The sequence below is a fragment of the Plantactinospora sp. GCM10030261 genome (assembly GCF_042666615.1).
GTDB lineage: Bacteria > Actinomycetota > Actinomycetes > Mycobacteriales > Micromonosporaceae > KBS50.
Genome location: NZ_JBHTDD010000001.1, coordinates 237865 through 255890 on the forward strand (window position 1 = coordinate 237865; position 18026 = coordinate 255890).

Genomic DNA, 18026 nt, shown 5'->3' on the forward strand with positions numbered 1-18026 from the left:
GGATCCGGCACCCGGCCGGTCACAGCTCCGGGCGCCCGTCGTCCGGCGTGGACGCCAGCGCGTGATAGCGACGCGGAATGCGGCCGGCGCGGGAGGCGAGCCGGCCGGCCGCGACCGCGTCGCGCATCGCCGCCGCCATCCCGACCGGATCCTCGGCCCTGGTGACCGCGCTGGCCAGCAGCACCGCGTCACACCCCAGTTCCATGGCCAGCGCCGCGTCGGAGGCGGTCCCGATGCCGGCGTCGAGGATCACCGGCAGCGTCACGCTCTGCCGGATCAACCGGATGTGATGCGGATTGCTGATTCCCAGCCCGGAACCGATCGGCGAACCGGCCGGCATCACCGCGGCGCAGCCGGCGTCGGCCAACCGGCGGGCCAGCACCGGATCGTCGTTCGTGTACGGCAGCACGGTGAACCCGTCGGCGACCAGCCGCTCGACGGCGGCCATCAACTCCACCGCGTCCGGCAGCAGGGTCCGCTCGTCGCCGATCACCTCCACCTTGATCCACGAGGTGTCGAACGCCTCGCGAGCCAGGTGGGCGACCTTCACCGCCTCCACCGCGGTCCGGCAGCCGGCGGTGTTCGGCAGCAGCCGTACGCCACAGGAGGCCAGCATGTCGAGCAGCCCGCCACCGGCCGCCGCGGCGGCGTCGACCCGGCGCAGCGCGATCGTCACCAACTCGGTGCCGGACTCGCGGATGGCGCGTTCCAGCAGGTCGAGGTTGGTGGCCCCACCGGTGCCGAGGATCAGCCGGGAGCCGAGCCGGACGCCGTCGATGGTCAGGCCGTCGGGGTCTGCGCTCATCGCGGTCACCCGCCCTGCGCCGCGGTCAGCACCTCGACCCGGTCCCCCGACCGCAGCGGCGTGGTCGGCCAGTCCGCCCGGCGGACCACCTCGCCGTTGACCGCCACCGCCAGGCCACGGTGCACCGTGGTCAGCGTGTCGACGAGCCCGGTCAGCGTCGTCCCGGACGGCAGCCGCCGGGTCGTCCCGTTCACGGTCAGTTCCATCGGTTTCCCTCCTCGACCGGGTCGCCCGGCCCGCTCAGCCGGTCAGCCGGCGCCTGCCCCGTCGGCAGGTCAGCCGGCGCCTGCCCGGTCGGCAGGTCAGCCGGCGCCTGCCCGGTCGGCAGGTCAGCCGGCGCCTGCCCGGTTGTCCGGCGGACCGGCGCCTGCCTAGCCGCCCGGTCCGGACGCAGCGGCGCCAGCTCCGCCGGCCAGTCGTCGCCAGCCAACGCGCCGCCGGTCGGCTCCCCACCGGTGAGCGCGTCGGCGACCAGGTCGGCCGTGATCGGGGCGAGCAGGATCCCGTGCCGGTAGTGGCCGGTTGCCACGAGGACGCCGGGCCGGCCCGGCAGCGGACCCAGGTACGGCAGGTTGTCCGGCGTGCCGGGCCGGGTGGCGGCACGCGCCTCCGCCAGCTCGTACTCGGCCAGTTCGGGCACCAGTTCGGCGGCGGCGCGGAGTAGATCGAGCACGGCACCGGCGGTGACTGTCAGGTCACCCCGCTCCTCGACGGTCGCGCCGACGACCACCTCGCCGTCGACTCGCGGCACGAGATAGACCGAGCGGCCGTCCGCGTACCCCCGGATCACGTGCCGCACCACCGGCGGTCCGCCGCCCGGCGCGCGGAGCCGGAGCACCTGGCCCTTGACCGGGCGGACGGGCAGTCCGGCGAGCGTCGCGCTACCGGTGCCGGCCGCCACAACCACGACATCCGCGTCCACATCAGACAGACGGTCGACCTGCCGCCGCTCGACCCGCACACCGGCCGCCCGGGCCGCCGCCACGAGCGCCGGCACCAGCCGGCGCGGGTCGACCTGATGGTCGGCCGGGGCGTACGCGCCGCCACGTACCCGCGTGCTGAGCTGCGGTTCGCGGACCCGCAACTCGGTCGGCAGCAGCGGGGTGAGCGGCAGGTCCAGGCTCTGCTGGTACGTCCAGAGTCGCCGCGCCTCGGCGACGTCGTCCGCGGTGAGCGCCACGATCAGGGTGCCGTCGGTGCGGTAGCCGACGTCCCGCCCCCCGGCCACCTCGACCTCGGCCGCGAATGCCGGCCACCGGGCCGCGGCGTTCACCATCAGCGCCGTCAAGTCGCGTTCGCCGAACGTCGCCTCCGCCACCGGGGAGAGCATCCCGGCGGCGACGGCAGACGCCCCGGAACCGGGAGCCGGGTCATACACGGTGACCCGCATGCCGCGCTGGGCGCACCGCCAGGCGATCGCCAACCCGACCGGCCCGCCCCCCACCACCGCGAGGACGGGCTTTCCTTCGCCGCTTCCGGACCGGCCCGCCGTCAGCATGGCAGCGCCCGCAACAGCTCGTCCGTGGCCCGTCCCGGATCGGCCGCGGCACTCACCGCCGCTACCACCGCGACACCGTACGCACCGGCCGCCACCAGCTCCGGCACCCGCGCGGCGGTCACCCCGCCGATGGCTATCACCGGTACGTCCACCGCGGCCGCCACGGCCCGCACACCGGCCGGCCCGATCGGCGCCGGCAGACCGACCTTGGTGGACGTGGCGTGGCAGGGACCGACGCCGAGGTAGCTCGCACCGGCGGTCACCGCCGCCCGCGCCGCGACCGCCTCCCGAGCGGTCGCCCCGAGCACCGCGTCCGGCCCGAGCACCCGCCGGGCCGCGGCGACCGGCAGATCCAGGGCGCCGACGTGTCCACCGGCAGCGCCGGCGGCGAGGGCCACGTGCAGCCGGTCGTTCACCAGGCAGGTGGCCCCCACCGCGGCGCACTCCGCGACCATCCGGCCGGCCAGTTCGTAGGCGTCCCGGTCCGTCGCCGAGTCCTCCACCCGGACCTGGAGCACCAGCCGGGGGCCGGCCTTCGCGAGGGCGGCCCGGGCCACGGCGAGCGCGTCGCGGCCCGGCCGGGTGTCGGTGATGAGGTGCAAACGTCCCAGGGACGGCATGACAACGCTCCTCCCTGCGCCGGCATTACCCGGATCAGGTTCGACGGTCGGGGGCTTCAGCCCCCCTCTCAGCCCGGTGCACCGGGCTCCCGTGGGGTCATTCGTTGCTGACCGTACGGCAGGACGTGCCGATCTGCCAAGGGCCCGCCGTCGGTCGCGCAACGCGTCAACAGGCCCCACTCACCGCGTCAGAGGAGCGGACGCGGCAGGCCAGCGGAGTCCGCGTAGCGCGTCAGAGGATCTCGCGCAGGGCGGCCAGGTCGTCGTCGTTGGGCTGCCAGGCGCCCGCCGCCGCATTCTCCCGGACCTGCTCGGGGCTTGTCGCTCCGGCGATCACCGAGGTCACCGCCGGCTGTCCGGCCAGCCCACCGATGGCCACCTGGAGCATCGACAGCTCACGCTCATCGGCGTACTTCTCGATGGCCTCGATGGTGTCCCACGGCGCGGCGGCGAAGCGCTGCGCGTACCGACCCCCACCGGCCAGCCGGCTACCGGCGGGCGGCTCCTCGCCGCGCCGGTACTTGCCCGTGAGCAGGCCGTTGGCCAGCGGAAAGAACGGCAGCATGCCGAGCCCGAACCGCTCACACGCCGGGATCACCTCGGTCTCCACGTCCCGCTGGAGCAGGCTGTAGTGGTTCTGGGCGCTGATGAACGGGGTGTATCCCGCGGTCCGGGCGGTCCAGTCCGCGTCGGCGATCTGCCAGCCGGTGAAGTTCGAGTTGCCCAGATACCGCACCTTGCCCGCGCGCACCAGGTCGTCCAGCGCCGCGAGGGTCTCCTCGATCGGTGTCCCGGGATCCGGCTCGTGCATCTGGTAGAGGTCGACGTGGTCCATGCCCAGCCGCCGCAGCGACGCCTCCACCGCCCGGACGACGTAGCGCCGGGCGCCCCGGGCCCCGTGGTCCGGCCCGTTCATGCCGGACATGTCCATGCCGAACTTGGTGGCCACCACCACGTCGTCCCGCCGCCCGCGCAGCGCCGCACCGAGCAGCTCCTCGGAGCCGCCGTGCGGTTCGCCGTAGATGTCGGCGGTGTCGAAGAAGTTGATCCCGGCGTCCAGGGCGGCGTCGACCACCGCACGGGTGCCGGCGGCGTCGAGCTTGCGGCCGAAGTTGTTGCAGCCGATCCCCACCACGGACACCACGAGGCCGGAGTCGCCCAACCGGCGATAGGTCATCTCAGTCACGAGATCAACCCTATGCCGGCCGTACGGAGGACATCCGCCGCACCAGCTCGCGCCACCGAGATCCAGGAGACAGGCGCTAAACCGGGAATGCGTCGCGGACCAGTCGGCGGGCCGTGGCCAGGGTGCCGGCCAGCTCCACCGGTGTCCGCCCGATCCCGCCGAGCAGCAGGTGCGCCCGGTCGGCGAAGTCCGCCGGTGCCTCGGGCAGCGCGGCGGTCGCCTCGACCATCCCCTTCTCGTTGATCAACCATGTGCCGGCCCGGGCGTGCAGCGCGTGCGCCAGGATGCCAACCACCCGGAACAGGCAGCCGGCGACGTACGCGGCGTCACCGGCCGCCGCCCCCTTCGCCGCGCCGCCCAGCATGAAGTCGGCCTCCCAGCCGTTGTCCAGGGCCGCCGCGAGGGCCGGCGGGTAGTCACCGGTAGCCGCGCGCAGCGCGGTCAGCTCCCCGGTCGGGTCGGCCAGCACCCGGCACAGCGCCACCTCACCGGGGTACGCGCAGGAGTAGAACCCGAGCGGATGACCGATCTGCCGGCCGATCTCGTACCGGCCGGCCCGGCAGTCCGCCCAGATCCGGTGCACCCGGTCCAGGTCCCGATAGATCCAGTCCACGGCGGTGCCGCCGATCCGCAGCCACCCACCGCCGTCCACCCACGGACCCCAGTCGCCGGGGGACGTCAGCTCGACCGGCCCATCGGCGACCTGGTCGGCGACCGCCTGGAGCCCCGCCACGTCCAACGTCCCCCGGTAGTAGAGCCCGAGATCCCAGTCCGAGTCCGGTCGGTGCCGGCCGCGGGCCCGGCTGCCGCCCAGCGCCACGGCCACCACCCCGTCCACTGCGGTCAGCCGGTCCGGCAGGTCCGCCGGAATCATCCGACGTCCCACACCGGCTCGGTGGTCTCCTTGACCTCACCGTCCCCGGCGAACAGCAGGAACCGGTCGAACGACCGGGTGAACCAGCGGTCGTGGGTCACCGCGATGACGGTCCCCTCGAACGCCCGCAGCCCCGCCTCCAGCGCTTCGGCCGAGGCCAGGTCGAGGTTGTCGGTCGGCTCGTCGAGCAGCAGCAGGGTCGCCCCGGACAGCTCCAGCAGCAACACCAGGAACCGCGCCTGCTGACCGCCGGACAGTGAGCCGAACCGCTGGTCGCCCTGGCCGGCCAACTCATACCGGGACAGCGCCGCCATCGCCCCGTGCCGATCCATCCCGGCCCGGTGTTCGTCGCCCCGCCACAGCACGTCGACAAGCGTCCGGTCCATCAGCTCGGGCCGGTCGTGGGTCTGCGAGAAGTGTCCGGGCCGGACCCGGGCGCCGAGCCGGGCCGTCCCGTCGTGCGCCACCGGCGTCAACGCCAGGCCCGCGTCCACCGGCAGGTTCGCCGGGTCGGGGTCGGTGCCACCGCGGGCGAGCAGCCGCAGGAAGTGCGACTTGCCGGTGCCGTTGGCACCGAGCACGGCCAGCCGGTCTCCGTACCACAGCTCCAGGTCGAACGGAAAGGTCAGGCCGTCCAGCTCCAGCTCCTCGCAGATCACCGCGCGCTTGCCGGTCCGCCCGCCGGTCAGCCGGATCCGGATGTCCTGGTCCTTCGGGGGTACGGGCGGCGGCCCGGCCTCCTCGAACTTCCGCAGCCGGGTCTGCGCCGCCTGGTAGCGGGACGCCATGGCGGCGTTGTACGCGGCCTTCTGCTTGTACATCAGCATCAGCTCGCGCAGCTTCTGGTGCTCCTCGTCCCACCGCCGGCCCTGCTCGTCGAGCCGCTCGTGCCGGGCGACCCGGGCCTCGTGCCAGCCGGCGAAGCTGCCCGGATGGATCCACGCCGAGCCGCCCTCCACGGTCACCACCCGATCGCTCGTCTGGGCCAGCAGCTCCCGGTCGTGCGAGACGTACAGCACCGACTTGGCCGACTCGCGCAGCCGGCGTTCCAGCCAGCGTTTCCCCGGCACGTCGAGGAAGTTGTCCGGCTCGTCCAGCAGCAGCACCTCGTCCGTGCCGCGCAGTAACAACTCCAGCGCGAACCGCTTCTGCTGGCCGCCGGAGAGGGTACGCACCGGCCGGTCCCGGCACACGTCCCACGGCAGGTCGAGCACGATGGTGGTCACCGTGTCGAAGAGCACCTCGGCCTCGTACCCGCCGGCCTCGCCCCAGGCCGACAGCGCCTCGGCGTACGACATCTGTGCCTTGCCGGCCGCGGTGCTGTACTTGCCGCGCAGTTCGGCGGCGTGCAGGGCCGTCTCGGCGGCCGTGACGCGCTCCCCGGCGGCCCGCAGCGGCGGCGTGGCCAGCGACAGCGCCAGGTCGCGCAGCGTCATGTCGTCACCGATCATGCCGATGAACTGCCGCATCACACCCAGGCCGCCGGACCGGGCGACGGTGCCGGCACGGACCGGGAGGTCACCGGCGATCATGCGGAGCAGGGTCGTCTTGCCGGCCCCGTTCGGCCCGACAAGAGCGACCTTGGCCCCCTCGCCGACCCGGAACGACACGTCGGCGAACAGTTCCCGGCCGTCCGGCAACACGTGCCCGACCCCGGCGACGTCGATGTAACCCACGCCGGAATGGTGCCCGACCGGCCGGAGCATCGCCCACCCAATTACGCCAGGTGGGCAACGGTTCATCGGATCGTCGCGCGCTTCCCACCCCGCGGGTCGCCGGAGACCGCGTCGGACTCCCCGGGGGCGTCCGGCCCACCAGGGACGTCCGGCTCCCGCAGGTTACGCAGGAATAACCAGCCGACGAGGGGCAGTGCGGCCAGGGGAACGAGGGCGATCCGCAACGAGGTGGCGTCGGCGAGTGCCCCGACGAGCGGAGTGGCGACCCCACCGACGCTGACGGCCAGGCCCAGTGTGACGCCGGCGGCGGTGCCCACCCGCCCGGGAAGGTAGTCCTGGCCGAGGGTGAGGTGCAGCGAGAAGGGAACGTACAGGCCCGCCGAGGCGAGAGCGACGAACAGGTAGAGCGGCGGACCCGGGACGATGACGACCCCTGCCACGGCGAGACACGTCAGTGCGTAGGACCACCGGACGACAGGCAGGCGACCGTACCGGTCGGCGAGTGCCCCGCCGGTGACCGTGCCGGCCGCGGCGCCGACGTAGAGGACGAACAGCGCCACCGTGCCGGAGACCATGCCCCAGCCCGTGCGCTGGCTGGCGTGCAGGGCGATGAACGTACTGAGGCCAACGAAGACGATCGAGCGGCACACGATGGCACCGGACAGCTTCCCGAACGAGACCCAGTCGTCCAGGCCGGGCGGGTGTGGCGTGCGGGTGCCCGCCGCCTGCCCCCGCCGGAGACCGTCGCGGTGCTGGCCCGGGCCGCGGGGCCGCGCGAGCACACACAGCGCCGCGCCGACGATGGCGGGAACGACAAGCAGCGGCGAGGCGCGCAGGCCACCCACGGCCACGGCGCCGGCGACCAGCGGGGGCGCCGCGGCGAACCCCACGTTGCCACCGAGCGAGAACCAACCCATCGCCGTGTGGCTGCCGCGGCTGACCAGCCGGGCCAGCCGAGCGGCTTCCGGGTGGTAGGCGGCGACGCCGATTCCGGAGACCGCGACGAACGCCAGGGTGAGCGGGTAGGAACCGCTGACACCGACGAGGGCGACCCCAACCCCGGCAAGCAGAGCGCTTGCCGGCAGCAGCCACGGCCGGGTCCGCTTGTCGGCGAGCATCCCGAACACCGGCTGCACGACCGACGACAGCAGGGTGGCGGCCAGGACGACACCGGAGGCGGCGGCGTAGGTGTAGGACCGCTCGATGACGAGGAACGGCACCAACGCGGCAACCGCCCCCTGGTAGATATCCACGCAGGCGTGCCCCAGGGACAACGGGACGATTCGGCCGGTCGGTGCGGACTGGTTCCTGGACACCTCGCCATCGTCGCCGCGATCCACTCTGGCGCGCTTCCGATAAACTGCCAACTTATGTCGGAATCTCGCCACACCCCCAGGGCACCCACCCGCACCCGGGTCCTCGTCGCCGGGGAGCGGATCGACGCACACCACCACGAGGACCACCAGATCGTCTACGCCGGCTCCGGCGTACTCACCGTCACCACTGAGGCCGGCACCTGGTTCGCGGCCGGCAGCCGTGGTGTCTGGATTCCCGCCGGATGCGTCCACGCCCACCGCGCGCACGGCCGCCTCGACCTGCATCTCGTCGGCCTGCCCGCCGACGTCGACCAGTACGGGGTGACGACCCCCACCGTCTTCGCCGTCAACCCGCTCCTCCGGGAACTGATCGTGGCCCATACCCGTCAGCCCGACGACGGCACGCCGGAACGCCAGCGGCTACGGGAGGTACTCCTCGACCAGCTACGGGCGGCTCCCCAGCAGCCCGGTCAACTGCCCACTCCCACCGAACCCCGGCTCTCCACCGTCTGCGACACCCTGTTCCGCGACCCCGCCGACCCCCGGACCCTGGCCCAGTTGGGCGCCACCGCCGGAGCCAGCGAACGGACCCTGAGCCGGCTCTTCCGTCGCCACCTGGGCATGACCTTCCCCCAGTGGCGGACCCAGCTGCGCCTCTACCATGCCCTGCGCATGCTCGCCGACGACATGCCGGTAACCACCGTTGCGCACCGCTGCGGCTGGTCCTCCGCCAGCGCCTTCATCGACGTCTTCCACCGCACCTTCGGTCACCCGCCCGGCGCCCACAACCGCAGACGGACGTCGCGCTAGCGCCCCCACAACCGCACACGGACGCCCTGCTAGGCGTTCACCCGGAGCACCCGGAAGCCCTTCTGGCTGGCCCGGCGCGTCACCTGCCAGCCCTGGTCGGCCAACCAGCGGTGCAGCGAGTCGCCGCCGAGGTTCTTCCCGACTACCAACCAGGCGACCCCGCCGGGCGCCAGGCGGGGCAGCCACCGGCCGAGCATGCCGTGCAATTCGGCCTTTCCGACGTGGATCGGCGGGTTCGACCAGATCTCCGCGAACCTCACGTCCGCCGGAACGCCATCCGGATCTGCCACCCGTACCCGGCCTGCCACGCCGAGTCGATCCGTGTTGCCGGCGGCCAGTTCGCGGGCCCGGGCGTTCACATCCACCGCCCACACGACGGCGCGCGGCGCGGTGGTGGCCAGCACGCACGTGATCGGACCGTAGCCGCAGCCCAGGTCGAGGAACGGGCCCGCCGCGTCCGGTCCGGGCAGGTCGGCCTTGCGCAGCAGCACGGCGGTGCCGGGGTCCAGCCGGTCGGCCGAGAAGACGCCGGTGGCGGCGCGCAGCACGTAATCCCGGGCGCCGATCCGGAACTCGACGTCCCGTTCCCGGGCGGCCGAGCCGGGTTGGGCGGTGAAGTAGTGCTCGCCGGTCACGTCAACCATTGTTCATCCCTCGGTTCCGGCCTCGACGGGCGCCCGGAGCCGGCGGGTGGCGGTGGCCTGCCGGCCGAACTCGGCCGGGTCCTCCGGATAGCCGACGGCAACCAGGGTGAGGCCGTGTGGCGGCACCACTGTCACCTCGCTGGCCCGCTCCCGCCTGCGAAGGAGGCTGCCCGGCCAGTCGGTGGGCCGGCGACCGTCGCCGGCCACCAGCATGGCGCCGACCAGGCTGCGCACCATGGACTGGCAGAACGCGTCCGCCTGCACCGTGCCCACCAGGATTCCGTCCGGGTCGCGTCGCCAGTCCAGCCGGGTGAGTTCCCGCACCGTCGTCGCGTGTTCCTTGCGCCGGCAGTACGCCGCGTAGTCGTGCTCGCCGAGCAGTCCGGCGGCCGCCGCGTTGAGAGCGGCCAGGTCGAGCGGGCGGGGCCAGGCCAGGATCTCGTGCCGGCGCAGCGGCTCGGCGCCGTACGCGGCGTCGGTGACCCGGTACTCGTACCGGCGGAAGGTGGCCGAGAACCGGGCGTCGAAGCTCGCCGGCACCGCACTTGCCGCGTACACCCGGACGTCCGGCGGCAGTACGGCGTTCAGTCGGCGTACCAGCGTCGTGGCCACCGGCTGCCAGGCGCCGTCCGCCAGATCGACGTGGCAGACCTGCCCGGTGGCGTGCACACCGGCGTCGGTCCGCCCCGCCACGGTCAACCCGGTGGCGGCATCCGGCCCGAGGATCCGATCCAGGGCATCGGTCAGAACCCCGGCGACGGTCCGCCGCCCCGGCTGCACCGCCCACCCGGAAAACCCACCCCCGTCATAAGCCACATCCGCCCGCACCCGAACCACTTCGCTACTCATCCCTTCCTCCCCTCCGCGCCCACCTTCTCTCGTTGATCAAGAGGTTCGCGTCGGAACAGGGCTCGATTCTGACGCGAAGCTCTTGATCAACCAGAAGGAATCGTGGGTGGAACGGGGCGGGCCCGGCACCCCATGAGGGTGCCGGGCCCGTCCTGTGTTCGTCCGGTCAGGACTTGTCGTCCTCGCGGGTGGCCGAGGTGTCGGCCTCGTCGCTGTCCGCCCGGGCGGCGGCGGTGTCGCCGGACGCCGACTGCGGCGGCTCGGCGTCCTGGTCCGCAGCGCGGGAGGCGGGCGCCTCCTCGTCGGGCGCGAGCGCCTCGACCTTGTCCTGCTGAGCGGCCTTGCGAGAGGCCGCCTTCTTGGTCGCCTTGGCGGGCGGCGCGGCCACCATCTCCTCGACCAGTTCGATGATCGCCATGGGCGCGGCGTCACCCTTGCGCGGCCCGGTCTTCACGATCCGGGTGTAGCCACCCGGACGGCTGGCGTACCGCGGCGCGATCTGGTCGAACAGTTGGAAGACGACGTCCTTGTCCCGGACGACCGACGCCACCCGACGACGGTTCGCCAGATCACCGCGCTTGGCCTTGGTGATGAGCTGCTCGGCGAGGGGCCGCAGCCGCTTGGCCTTCGTCTCGGTGGTCTTGATCTTGCCGTGCTGGAACAGCGCGGTGGCCAGGTTCGCCAGCATCAGCCGTTCGTGCGCGGGGCTGCCGCCGAGGCGGGGGCCCTTGGTGGGCGTGGGCATCGTTGGTGCTCCTCAGTGGTGGCGGCAGCCGGACTAGAGCTGCTCGGTCTCGCGGTAGTCGTCGGTGTCGTAGTCGCCCTCGCCGAAGGTGTCCACGACCTGCGCCGGGTCGAAGTTCGGAGCCGAGTCCTTCAGCCCCAGACCCATCCCGGCGAGCTTCATCTTGACCTCGTCGATCGACTTCTGGCCGAAGTTCCGGATGTCGAGAAGGTCGGCCTCGGTACGCCCGATGAGCTCACCAACGGAGTTGATGCCCTCGCGCTTGAGGCAGTTGTACGAGCGGACGGTGAGGTCCAGTTCCTCGATCGGCAGCGCGAGGTCGGCGGCGAGCTGCGCGTCCTGCGGCGACGGCCCGATGTCGATGCCCTCGGCGGTCTCGTCCAGCTCACGGGCCAGGCCGAACAGTTCGACGAGAGTGGAGCCCGCGGAGGCGAGCGCGGTCCGCGGACCCATCGACGGCTTCGTCTCCACGTCGATGACGAGCCGGTCGAAGTCGGTGCGCTGCTCGACACGGGTGGCCTCGACCCGGTACGTCACCTTGAGCACCGGCGAGTAGATCGAGTCCACCGGGATCCGGCCGATCTCGGCGCCGGCCTGCTTGTTCTGCGCGGCGGTGACGTAGCCCCGGCCCCGCTCGACGGTCAGCTCCATGTCGAGCCGACCCTTGCCGTTCAGGGTGGCCAGCTTCAGGTCCGGGTTGTGCACCGAGACGCCGGCCGGGGGCTGGATGTCACCCGCGGTGACGTCGCCCGGGCCCTGCTTGCGCAGGTACATGCTGACCGGCTCGTCGTGCTCGGAGCTGACGCACAGCTCCTTGATGTTCATGACGAGCTCGACCACGTCCTCCTTGACGCCGGGGATCGTGGTGAACTCGTGGAGCACTCCGTCGATCTTGATCGACGTGACGGCGGCACCAGGAATGGAGGAGAGCAGGGTCCGCCGGAGCGAGTTCCCCAAGGTGTAGCCGAATCCCGGCTCCAGGGGCTCGATGGCGAACCGGGAGCGGGTCTCGCTGATCGACTCCTCGGACAGAGTCGGCCGCTGGCTGATGAGCATGAGTTCTTCTTTCGTTCGGGGCACCCGCTATTTGATGCCCAAACTTTTCGGTCCCGACGGCGGCCCCGGGATCGGGGCCGCCATCGGGTTGCCGGGCCTACTTGGAGTAGAGCTCGACGATCAGCTGCTCCTGCACCTGCGTGTCGATGACCTGGCGGGCCGGGAGCGAGTGAACCAGAACCTTGAGCTGGCTGGGGATGGTCTCCAACCACGCCGGGACCGGCCGGGAGCCGGCCTCGGCCTGCGCCACGATGAACGGCGTGAGCTCCTTGGACTTCGCCCGCACCTCGACGATGTCGTGCTCCTTGACGCGGTACGACGGAATGTCGACCTTCTTGCCGTTGACCGTGAAGTGGCCGTGCTTGACCAGCTGGCGAGCGTGGTCCCGGGACTTGGCCAGTCCAGCCCGGTAGACCACGTTGTCGAGCCGCGACTCGAGGATCTGCAGCAGGACCTCACCGGTCTTCGCCTGCTTGGACACAGCCTCCACGTAGTAACCGTGGAACTGCTTCTCCAGCACGCCGTACACGCGGCGGGCCTTCTGCTTCTCACGAAGCTGGAGCAGGTACTCGGTCTCCTTGGTCCGACCGCGCCCGTGCTGCCCCGGCGGGAACGGCCGGGACTCGAACGGGCACTTCGGGCCATCGCACTTGCTGCCCTTGAGGAACAGCTTCATCTTCTCCCGCCGGCAACGGCGGCAGTCAGCACCGGTGTAACGAGCCATCTCTTCCTAACCTCTCAGACCCGACGACGCTTCGGCGGACGGCATCCGTTGTGCGGCTGCGGCGTGACGTCGGAGATCTGCCCGACCTCCAGCCCGACGGCCTGCAACGACCGGATCGCGGTCTCCCGGCCGGAGCCGGGGCCCTTGACGAAAACGTCGATCTTGCGCATGCCGTGCTCCATCGCCCGACGCGCGGCGGCCTCGGCGGCCAGCTGCGCGGCGAACGGAGTCGACTTGCGGGAGCCCTTGAAGCCAACCTGGCCAGCGGAGGCCCAGGAGATGACCGCACCGGTCGGGTCCGTGATGGACACGATGGTGTTGTTGAAGGTGCTCTTGATATGCGCCTGCCCGTGGGCGACGTTCTTCCGTTCCTTGCGCCGGACCTTCTTTACAGCGGCTCCGGCGCGAGCCTTCGGTGGCATAAGTCTGTGCGCTCCTAATTACTTCTTGCCGGCCTTCTTCTTGCCCGCGACCGTCCGCTTCGGGCCCTTGCGGGTACGCGCGTTGGTGCGCGTCCGCTGACCCCGGACGGGCAGGCCCCGGCGGTGCCGGATGCCCGCGTAGCAGCCAATCTCGACCTTGCGACGGATGTCCGCGGCGACCTCGCGGCGCAGGTCACCCTCGACCTTGTAATTGGCCTCGATGTGGTTCCGCAGCTGCAGCAGCTCGTCGTCGGTCAGGTCCCGGGCCCGCTTGTCCGGCGAGATGCCGGTGGCGGCCAGGCTCTCCTGAGCCCGGGTCTTGCCGACCCCGAAAATGTAGGTGAGCGCGATCTCCATCCGCTTCTCGCGGGGGAGGTCGACGCCGAGTAGACGTGCCATGTGTGGGCGTACTCCTCGTGGTGTTGTCGCGGAGGTCTCCGCCCGCCCCGCCCCGCCTGCCCAGGCGGGCCCCGGCCTCCGACCGGGGGTCAGCCACGAGTAACGCGTACGCATCTGCGCCTCGGTGCTCGTGGCTGGGACGAGCTTGTTGTTGTGTGCGATCTGCTGCCGCTGGGACTGGGGTCAGCCCTGACGCTGCTTGTGGCGCGGGTCGGTGCAGATGACCATGACCCGGCCGTGCCGGCGGATCACCCGGCACTTGTTGCAGATCCGCTTGACGCTCGGCTTGACCTTCACGGTTGCCTTACTCTCCATCACGCCCGGACGGCGAGGTCGCCGCCGGACTTCGAAGACGGACACGGGACACCCGGCCGTCGTCAGGTTCGGTTACTTGTAGCGGTAGACGATGCGCCCGCGGGTGAGGTCGTACGGCGAGAGTTCGACCACGACTCGGTCCTCGGGCAGGATGCGGATGTAGTGCTGCCGCATCTTGCCGCTGATGTGAGCCAGCACCTTGTGGCCGTTCGCCAGCTCCACCCGGAACATCGCGTTCGGGAGGGGCTCGATGACCCGACCTTCGATCTCGATGGCTCCGTCTTTTTTCGGCATGTCCTCCGCTGTCCTGACGTCGGTTTCTCCGGACCGGCTCGCAACGCCATTTCCCGGGTGGGATCCACCCGGGCCAGCCGCGGCTCCGGCCCCACCGAAGCGCTGAGTGGGCATGCCGGAGTGGACGCTGCGCGCCGATCAGCCAGTGTACGCCGCTGCCGGCATCGACGCCAAACCAGGTCCGGGCCGGCGCGGAGGATCGGGACGGCCGTGCCCCGGGGGCCCGGAACGGGACCGCCCGGGCAGTTCACCGCCGCCGATTGCGCTCGTGCCAGCGTCCATGCCCATGCCAACGGTGCGGCGCACCGCTGAGTAGCCCGGTGATGGTCGTCACCAGGATCACGGCGCCCCAGGGGCCGGCCACCCAGACCGGCCAGAAATACTGCCACTCGCCCGACATCAGGGAGGTGACCAACCAGATCGCCACCGTGATGGCGACCACACTCAGGTAGCTGCTCCAGGTCGCCAGCAGCCAGCCCCTGGTCACCGCCGAGCGGCCTGAGCGGGCGCCCGGCCCACCGGGCGCGGCCGACCCCGCGTCCGGCACCGGCGACGCCGGCTGCGGCGGCGTCGGAGCCAGGCCGGACCGCTCGGGCGGCGCTGTCTCCGGCAGGTCCGTCAGCAGGCCACTCAGATCGTCGTACGTCTTCGCCGCGTACGCCCGCCGCAACCGCTCGTCGTACTCAGGCAGGTCGAGCCGGCCCTCGCTCAGCGCGCCGCGGAGCCGATCGGCGACCGCCTCCCGGTCGGCGTCCGAGGCCCGCATGTGCCCACGCTGATCCATACACCCGAGCATGCCATCCCGGCGCCACCGTCCGCGAGCGCCGATCATGCGCGCGGGGGCACCCATTTCGGGGAAACCGGGGCGGGCGGATGCCCGTCAGGCGGATGGCGAATCGACCGGCTGCCGGGCGGTGACCAGGTCACCGAGGCGACCTCGGCCGCCGTCCACCGAGGTCAACACCCACACCCCGTCGTCCAGCAGGGCGATCGAATGCTCGACATGTGCGGCGACCGAGCCGTCCTTGGTCACCACCGTCCAGCCGTCCGCGAGTTCCACCGTCTTCGGCGAGCCAATGGTGATCATGGGCTCGATGGCCAGCGCCATCCCGGGCACCAGCCGTGGTCCGCGGCCGGGCCGCCCGTGGTTGAGCACATGTGGATCCTGGTGCATCTCGGTGCCGATGCCGTGCCCGCCATACCCGTCGACGATGCCGAACCGGCCGCCCTTGCGGACGGCGGTCTCCACCGCGTACGAGATGTCGGTGAGCCGACCCCGCCCGTTGGCCGCACCGCGCGCCGCCGCGGCGATACCCGCCCACATCGCGTCCTCGGCCACCGTGGCCATCCGGAGCAGCTCCGGCCGCACGTCGCCGACCGCGACGGTGATGGCCGCGTCGCCGTGCCACCCGTTCAGCACCGCGCCACAGTCGATCGAGATCAGGTCGCCCTCGACAAGCACCTGCTCACGGCTGGGGATCGCGTGCACCACCTGCTCGTTGACCGAGGAGCAGATCGATGCCGGATAGCCGTGGTAACCGAGGAACGACGGCGCCGCGCCGGCATCTCGGATGACCGACTCGGCGACCGCGTCAAGCTGCCCGGTGGAGACTCCGGGCGCGACGGCGTCCCGCACCGCGGCCAGCGCGGCCGCCACGACCAGGCCGGCCGCGCGCATCAGCTCGATCTGGTCCGGGGTCTTCAGCTGGATATCCAACTGGTGACGACGCATGAGATAACGACCCTCGTACCTATCCGCCGTACGAACGCAGCGCGTCGATGGCCCGGACCGTGACGTCCTCGACCGGCCCGGTGGCGTCGATGCCGACCAGCTTGCCCTGGGCGCCGTAGTAGTCCACAAGTGGGGCGGTCTTGACGGAGTACTCGCGTAGCCGCTCGGCGATCGTCTCGGGCTTGTCGTCGTCGCGCTGGAACAGGTCGGACCCGCAGCGGTCACAGGTGCCCGGCTGGCTTGGCGCGTCGAACTCGATGTGCCAGATCTTGCCGCAGCCCCGGCAGGTACGCCGGCCGGACAACCGTCTGATCACCTCGTCGTCGTCGACCACCAGCTCCATCACCAGGTCGAGCGCCGTGCCCAGGTCGGCCAGCAGCTTGTCCAGCGCCGCCGCCTGCGGGGTGGTACGCGGAAAGCCATCGAGCAGGAAGCCCTCGGAGGCGTCCGGCTCGGCTAGCCGGTCCCGGACCATGTTGATTGTCACCTCGTCCGGGACCAGCTTGCCAGCGTCCATGTAGCGCTTGGCCTCGACACCCAGCGGCGTGCCCTGTGAAACGTTCGCCCGGAAGATGTCCCCGGTCGAGATTTTGGGCACGGCCAGGTGGGCGGCGATGAACTCGGCCTGGGTCCCCTTTCCCGCCCCGGGGGGACCGACCAGAACGAGTCGCATCTACCGGAGGAACCCTTCGTAGTTGCGCTGCATGAGTTGGCTCTCGATCTGCTTCACGGTCTCCAGACCGACACCCACCATGATCAGGACAGCGACACCCCCGAACGGGAAGTTCTGGTACTGCTGGCTGTCCAGCCAGATGAAGAAGAAGTTCGGCAGCACCGAGATGATCGCCAGGTACAGCGCGCCCGGCAGGGTGATCCGGCTGAGGATGAAGTCGAGGTACTCCGCGGTCGGCTTGCCCGGCCGGATGCCGGGCACGAACCCGCCGTACTTCTTCATGTTGTCCGCGACCTCGGTCGGGTTGAACGTGATCGAGACGTAGAAGTACGTGAAGAAGACGATCAGCAGGAAGTAGGCCGCGATGTACGTCGGGCTGCTCGGCGTCACCAGGTTGTCCTGCACCCAGAGCTGCCAGCCCTTGAGGTTGTTCTGGTCGAAGAACTGGAGCACCAGTTGCGGAAGGTAGAGCAGCGAGGAGCCGAAGATGACCGGGATGACACCCGCCTGGTTGACCTTCAGGGGGATGTAGGTGGAGGTGCCGCCGTACATCCGCCGGCCGATCATGCGTTTGGCGTACTGCACCGGGATCCGGCGTTGCGCCTGCTCGATGAAGACCACCAGCGTGATGATCACGATGACCAGGGCGAGCATCAGGGCGAACCAGCCCCAGCCCTTCGACTCCTTGATCGCCCAACCCTCGCCGGGAAGGCGGGCCGCGATCGAGGTGAAGATCAGGACCGACATCCCGTTGCCGACCCCGCGGTCGGTGATCAGCTCACCCAGCCACATCACCACGCCGGTGCCCGCGGTCATCGTGATCACGAGCGTGGTCAGGGTGAGCCAGGTCGGCAGGCCCTGCCCGTCGGGGATGATCGGGTACTGGTCGCAGAGGTTGTTGAACAGCTGGCCGGACCGACCGAGCGCGACGAACGCGGACGCCTGCAGCACGCCCAGGCCCAGCGTCAGGTACCGGGTGTATTGGGTGATCTTGGCCTGGCCCGACTGGCCCTCCTTGCGGAGCTGCTCCAGCCGCGGAATCACCACGGTGAGCAACTGCAGGATGATCGAGGCGGTGATGTAGGGCATGATGCCGAGCGCGAAGACCGAGAGCTGGAGCAGCGCCCCGCCGGAGAAGAGCTGGAGCAACTGGAAGCCGGCGCTCTGGTCGGAGGACCGGGTGGCCTCGAGGCACTTCTGCACGTTGCTGTACGAGACCCCCGGGCTTGGCAGCGTCGCGCCGAGCCGGTAGATCGCAATGATGCCGACTGTGAACAGCAGCTTCTTGCGCAGGTCAGGCGTGCGGAACGCACTGGCAAAGGCGGAGAGCAACTTCTTCCTCCTGCGCGAGGCCGCCCGCCGGCGGGTCCGAGGCGGGTCGGGGTGGT

22 protein-coding genes and 1 riboswitch are annotated in these 18026 nt (G+C 71.2%); of the genes, 1 reads left to right on the plus strand and 21 read right to left on the minus strand.

Annotation, left to right across the window (positions count from 1 at the left end):
• Positions 1–19: 19 nt before the first annotated feature.
• The 8 genes from ACFQUZ_RS01085 to ACFQUZ_RS01120 all read right to left on the minus strand — a co-directional run bounded on the left by ACFQUZ_RS01085 (position 20) and on the right by ACFQUZ_RS01120 (position 7975).
• Positions 20–805: a thiazole synthase gene (locus ACFQUZ_RS01085; protein ID WP_377436830.1), complete on the minus strand. Its 786-nt coding sequence runs from the start codon at positions 803–805 to the stop codon at positions 20–22.
• 5 nt (positions 806–810) lie between these two features.
• The gene (gene thiS / locus ACFQUZ_RS01090; protein WP_377436831.1) at positions 811–1011 is read right to left on the minus strand and encodes a sulfur carrier protein ThiS; all 201 of its coding nucleotides are present in this window, start codon (positions 1009–1011) and stop codon (positions 811–813) included.
• Complete coding sequence (gene thiO, locus ACFQUZ_RS01095; protein ID WP_377436833.1) at positions 1002–2303, minus strand: glycine oxidase ThiO; 1302 nt, start codon at positions 2301–2303, stop codon at positions 1002–1004. Before thiO ends, thiS begins: the two co-directional genes overlap by 10 nt.
• Positions 2297–2923, minus strand: coding sequence for a thiamine phosphate synthase (locus ACFQUZ_RS01100; protein ID WP_377436835.1), 627 nt, complete (start codon positions 2921–2923; stop codon positions 2297–2299). The genes thiO and ACFQUZ_RS01100 overlap by 7 nt, the downstream gene beginning before the upstream one ends.
• Positions 2918–3026: riboswitch (TPP riboswitch) on the minus strand. Its footprint overlaps the gene before it by 6 nt.
• A 129-nt stretch (positions 3027–3155) precedes the next feature.
• Positions 3156–4100: an aldo/keto reductase gene (locus ACFQUZ_RS01105; RefSeq protein ID WP_377437472.1), complete on the minus strand. Its 945-nt coding sequence runs from the start codon at positions 4098–4100 to the stop codon at positions 3156–3158.
• A gap of 85 nt (positions 4101–4185) precedes the next feature.
• Complete coding sequence (locus ACFQUZ_RS01110; protein ID WP_377436836.1) at positions 4186–4983, minus strand: nucleotidyltransferase domain-containing protein; 798 nt, start codon at positions 4981–4983, stop codon at positions 4186–4188.
• Positions 4980–6659: an ABC-F family ATP-binding cassette domain-containing protein gene (locus ACFQUZ_RS01115; RefSeq protein WP_377436838.1), complete on the minus strand. Its 1680-nt coding sequence runs from the start codon at positions 6657–6659 to the stop codon at positions 4980–4982. The genes ACFQUZ_RS01110 and ACFQUZ_RS01115 overlap by 4 nt, the downstream gene beginning before the upstream one ends.
• A 62-nt stretch (positions 6660–6721) precedes the next feature.
• Complete coding sequence (locus ACFQUZ_RS01120; protein ID WP_377436840.1) at positions 6722–7975, minus strand: MFS transporter; 1254 nt, start codon at positions 7973–7975, stop codon at positions 6722–6724.
• Positions 7976–8029: 54 nt separating this feature from the next.
• On the opposite strand from ACFQUZ_RS01120, the gene ACFQUZ_RS01125 reads away from it, so the two are divergent.
• Entirely contained in the window at positions 8030–8785 is a 756-nt protein-coding gene (locus tag ACFQUZ_RS01125) for an AraC family transcriptional regulator (RefSeq protein WP_377436842.1), read from the plus strand.
• A gap of 29 nt (positions 8786–8814) precedes the next feature.
• Here ACFQUZ_RS01125 and ACFQUZ_RS01130 read toward each other — a convergent pair whose 3' ends face one another.
• The 13 genes from ACFQUZ_RS01130 to secY form a co-directional block, all read right to left on the minus strand.
• Positions 8815–9420 (minus strand): class I SAM-dependent methyltransferase, encoded by a 606-nt coding sequence (locus ACFQUZ_RS01130; protein ID WP_377437474.1) that lies wholly within the window; start codon positions 9418–9420, stop codon positions 8815–8817.
• 12 nt (positions 9421–9432) lie between these two features.
• Positions 9433–10278 (minus strand): tRNA pseudouridine(38-40) synthase TruA, encoded by an 846-nt coding sequence (truA, locus tag ACFQUZ_RS01135; RefSeq protein ID WP_377436843.1) that lies wholly within the window; start codon positions 10276–10278, stop codon positions 9433–9435.
• 166 nt (positions 10279–10444) lie between these two features.
• Positions 10445–11023, minus strand: a complete 579-nt coding sequence (gene rplQ, locus ACFQUZ_RS01140) for a 50S ribosomal protein L17 (protein WP_377436845.1) — start codon at positions 11021–11023, stop codon at positions 10445–10447.
• Between the two features lie 33 nt (positions 11024–11056).
• On the minus strand, positions 11057–12079 hold the full coding sequence (locus ACFQUZ_RS01145) for a DNA-directed RNA polymerase subunit alpha (RefSeq protein ID WP_377436846.1): 1023 nt from the start codon (positions 12077–12079) through the stop codon (positions 11057–11059).
• A gap of 97 nt (positions 12080–12176) precedes the next feature.
• Positions 12177–12803 carry a 30S ribosomal protein S4 gene (gene rpsD, locus ACFQUZ_RS01150; protein ID WP_377436848.1) on the minus strand — a complete coding sequence of 209 codons (627 nt, stop codon included), beginning with the start codon at positions 12801–12803 and terminating at the stop codon, positions 12177–12179.
• A gap of 14 nt (positions 12804–12817) precedes the next feature.
• Positions 12818–13225, minus strand: a complete 408-nt coding sequence (rpsK, locus tag ACFQUZ_RS01155) for a 30S ribosomal protein S11 (protein WP_377436850.1) — start codon at positions 13223–13225, stop codon at positions 12818–12820.
• Positions 13226–13243: 18 nt separating this feature from the next.
• Complete coding sequence (rpsM, locus tag ACFQUZ_RS01160) at positions 13244–13624, minus strand: 30S ribosomal protein S13 (protein WP_377436851.1); 381 nt, start codon at positions 13622–13624, stop codon at positions 13244–13246.
• Positions 13625–13807: 183 nt separating this feature from the next.
• Positions 13808–13921 (minus strand): 50S ribosomal protein L36, encoded by a 114-nt coding sequence (gene rpmJ, locus ACFQUZ_RS01165; RefSeq protein ID WP_012184307.1) that lies wholly within the window; start codon positions 13919–13921, stop codon positions 13808–13810.
• 90 nt (positions 13922–14011) lie between these two features.
• Positions 14012–14233 (minus strand): translation initiation factor IF-1, encoded by a 222-nt coding sequence (gene infA / locus ACFQUZ_RS01170; protein WP_007073013.1) that lies wholly within the window; start codon positions 14231–14233, stop codon positions 14012–14014.
• Positions 14234–14480: 247 nt separating this feature from the next.
• The gene (locus tag ACFQUZ_RS01175; protein ID WP_377436852.1) at positions 14481–15017 is read right to left on the minus strand and encodes a DUF1707 domain-containing protein; all 537 of its coding nucleotides are present in this window, start codon (positions 15015–15017) and stop codon (positions 14481–14483) included.
• Positions 15018–15113: 96 nt separating this feature from the next.
• Positions 15114–15965, minus strand: a complete 852-nt coding sequence (gene map / locus ACFQUZ_RS01180; RefSeq protein WP_377436854.1) for a type I methionyl aminopeptidase — start codon at positions 15963–15965, stop codon at positions 15114–15116.
• A 19-nt stretch (positions 15966–15984) separates the two neighbouring features.
• The gene (locus tag ACFQUZ_RS01185; protein WP_377436856.1) at positions 15985–16638 is read right to left on the minus strand and encodes an adenylate kinase; all 654 of its coding nucleotides are present in this window, start codon (positions 16636–16638) and stop codon (positions 15985–15987) included.
• On the minus strand, positions 16639–17970 hold the full coding sequence (gene secY, locus ACFQUZ_RS01190; RefSeq protein ID WP_377436858.1) for a preprotein translocase subunit SecY: 1332 nt from the start codon (positions 17968–17970) through the stop codon (positions 16639–16641).
• Between the last annotated feature and the right edge of the window lie 56 nt (positions 17971–18026).